This is a genomic window from Rhodococcus sp. MPR-R1B, from assembly GCF_058793255.1.
Genome location: NZ_JBXAFO010000072.1, coordinates 1 through 2,580 on the forward strand (window position 1 = coordinate 1; position 2,580 = coordinate 2,580).

The following is a 2,580-nucleotide window of genomic DNA, read 5'->3' on the forward strand; positions in this document are numbered from 1 at the left end:
TGTCAATGGCCACGAAGTTCTCCCCGTAGGCGGCCAGTAGTTCTCCCCGCTGGTGGCCACGGGTTCTCCCCGGTGGCGGCCAGTTGTTTTTCCCCACCCGCTTTCTGATTTGGGTTAGCTGAAGGGCTTCACCCCCTTGCCGGTGGTGGCTTCGGTGAGGCGGAAGGAGTCGCCGTCGGTGACGACGACGTGCGCATGGTGCAGGAGCCGGTCAACGGTGGCGGTGGCCAATGTTTTGGGCATGATCTCGTCGAAGCCGGAGGGGTGCAGGTTGCTTGAGACGGCAATCGCTCGGCGTTCGTAGGCAGCGTCGACGAGGCGATAGAATCCTTCGGCGGCGTCTTCAGAGACCGGGAGCAGACCGATGTCGTCGACGATGATCAGGTCGGAGCGGATGATCCTCGTCAGGGCTCGGGCGATGGAGTCGTCGGCACGGTGCCGGCGGACCAGGGCACCGAGGTCTTCGATGGTGAACCAAGACACCGCCAGCCCAGCTTCGACTGCGGCCTGCCCGAGTGCCTCGGTGAAGTGAGACTTGCCAGTTCCCGAAGGCCCACAGACGCAGAAACATTCACGCCGCCCGACCCACTCCAGGGTGCGGAGCGCGTCCTGGGTGGCGCGGGGAATCGACGATTTCGTTTCGTCCCAGTCGCCGAAGGTCTTGCCGGTAGGGAAACCCGCGCGTTTGCGGCGAGTGTGCAGGTTCGCCCGGTCCCGGCCGGCGGCTTCCTCAGCGAGGAGAACCCGCACGACTTCGGCGGGGTCCCAGCGTTGGGCTTTCGCGGTCGGGATGATATCGCTCAAGGACCTGCGGATATGGGGCAGTTTCAGGCGTTTAGTCAGGTCGATCGCCTCGGCCAACGGGTCGCCGTTAGCGCTGGTAACAGTGCGCAAAGGGGTGCTCATCAGGCGTCATCGCTTTCATCGTCAGTAGTGGCTGGGCTGGCCGGCGCTGGTGTCTGGCCGAAGGTGGACCAGGCGGCGGTGCCCGGTTGCAGAGTGTGGTTCTCGCTGCGACGGACCGGATCAGCGTGTTCGTGGGTGACTTGGTAGTCGAGGATCGAGATCAGGTCCCGATCGGCGAACCGGCCGGTCATCGCCGCCGTCCCCAACGCTCTGTCGACTGCGTCCGGGGAGTGCAGCTTCGAAAGGTCCACGGCCTCGGCCATCTTCGCCCTGATGCGGCGCGCTCCCGCGGCGGCAGCCTCGACCAGCCAGCTGTTGGCACCCTGGCCCAACTGTAGGAAGGCGAGCTCGGCGGCGGTACGAGGCTTGGGCACCCGGTCGGCGGCGTCGCGGTCTGGGCGGGGTGGGTAGTGGTCGTTGTCGAGGACCGGTGAACCGGGTTGGCCGCGGCGGTGCCGCGCGACTTCGACTGCACCGCCATCATTGTCGACGGCGGTCACGATCAGCTCCTCACCATGGAAGCGGGCCCAGACCCGAGTGTCGATCAACGTGTGCGGCACCGAATACCGCACCCCTTCCACCGAGATCGTCGACTCCCAGTTCACCCGCCGGGTAGTGCCGAACACCGCGGTGAACGGAGATTTCGGCAGCGGATGCAGCCGCTGCAACTCTTCGGCCAGCCGCTCGACCGGCCGCCGCCGAGTAGAGCTGTGGACGCGGGTGTTGACGTCGGTGCAGAACTGCCGGCAAGCCGACTCGAGCTCACCGAAAGAGTGATACTGCTCGCGCAGGTTCACCTCCTTCGGCAACAGGTCGGCTTTGGCGATCCGCACCGTCGCCTCACTTCCTCCCTTCGACTCCGGATCAGCAGGTAAACACGTCCGCAGCGTCGTGCCGTAATGCCGTGCCACCTCCACGATCTCCGGATTGCGGACCGCGATCCCGGCCACGTGATCGATCGTCGCGGTCTTCTCGTTGTCGGTGAGGACATAGACCGGAACCCCGCCCAAGCGGCGGAATGTCGCATCCAAACACGCCGCCACCGTCGGCAATGTCTTGTCCCAGATCGGGATCACCACCCGAAATCGCGACCACGCCAACCATGCGCAGAACAACGTCGTCTTCCGGCCGGAAATCGTTGGCCCGTCACCGAAGTCGTACTGTAACCACAGCCCAGGTTCGGTTACCCACGGCCGATACACTCGCCGCCGACCAGCCCGAAACTGGGCCTTCGCCTCCGCGACCGTCCGGCGCGTGGTCCGCTCACCGCCGGTGAACCCCAGCGCGACGATCCGTTCGTGGATGACATCCGCGCGGACCTTGCCCTGCGAGCGGACCACCAACTCCTCGATCTTCGGCAGAAAGTCGTCGATCGCCCGCGCTCGATGCCGCCGGCGGTCCGGCGGCTGCCCCGCAGCGCGCATCTGCACATACCGGGCCACCGTGTGGTGATCACACCCAGCCAGCTCCGCCGCCGCCCGATAACTACCCGTGAGGTCGTACGCCTCCAAAATTTCCATGATCTCCCTGCTCGATTTCATCCACCCAGCGTTGCCGGGACCGAATCTGACTCACAGCAGGTGGGGAACTATCTGGCCGTACGCGGGGAGAAACCATGGCCACAAAATGCGCCATAAATGGCCGCCAGTGGGGAGCTTACGATGGCCGTCGACA

2 protein-coding genes are annotated in these 2,580 nt (G+C 65.2%); both read right to left on the reverse strand.

The features are described from left to right. Positions 1-114 precede the first annotated feature (114 nt). Complete coding sequence (istB, locus tag AC1Q61_RS32660) at positions 115-906, reverse strand: IS21-like element IS1415 family helper ATPase IstB (RefSeq protein ID WP_003944771.1); 792 nt, start codon at positions 904-906, stop codon at positions 115-117. Beyond that, a complete protein-coding gene (istA, locus tag AC1Q61_RS32665) occupies positions 906-2,447 on the reverse strand; it encodes an IS21-like element IS1415 family transposase (RefSeq protein ID WP_030538069.1) in 1,542 nt (513 codons plus the stop codon). Before istA ends, istB begins: the two co-directional genes overlap by 1 nt. Between the last annotated feature and the right edge of the window lie 133 nt (positions 2,448-2,580).

Bases quoted from the DNA above. Each gene is read 5' to 3' on its own strand.
- istA (WP_030538069.1), bottom strand. From the start codon at position 2,447: ATGAAATCGAGCAGGGAGATCATGGAAATTTTGGAGGCGTACGACCTC.
- istB (WP_003944771.1), bottom strand. From the start codon at position 906: ATGAGCACCCCTTTGCGCACTGTTACCAGCGCTAACGGCGACCCGTTG.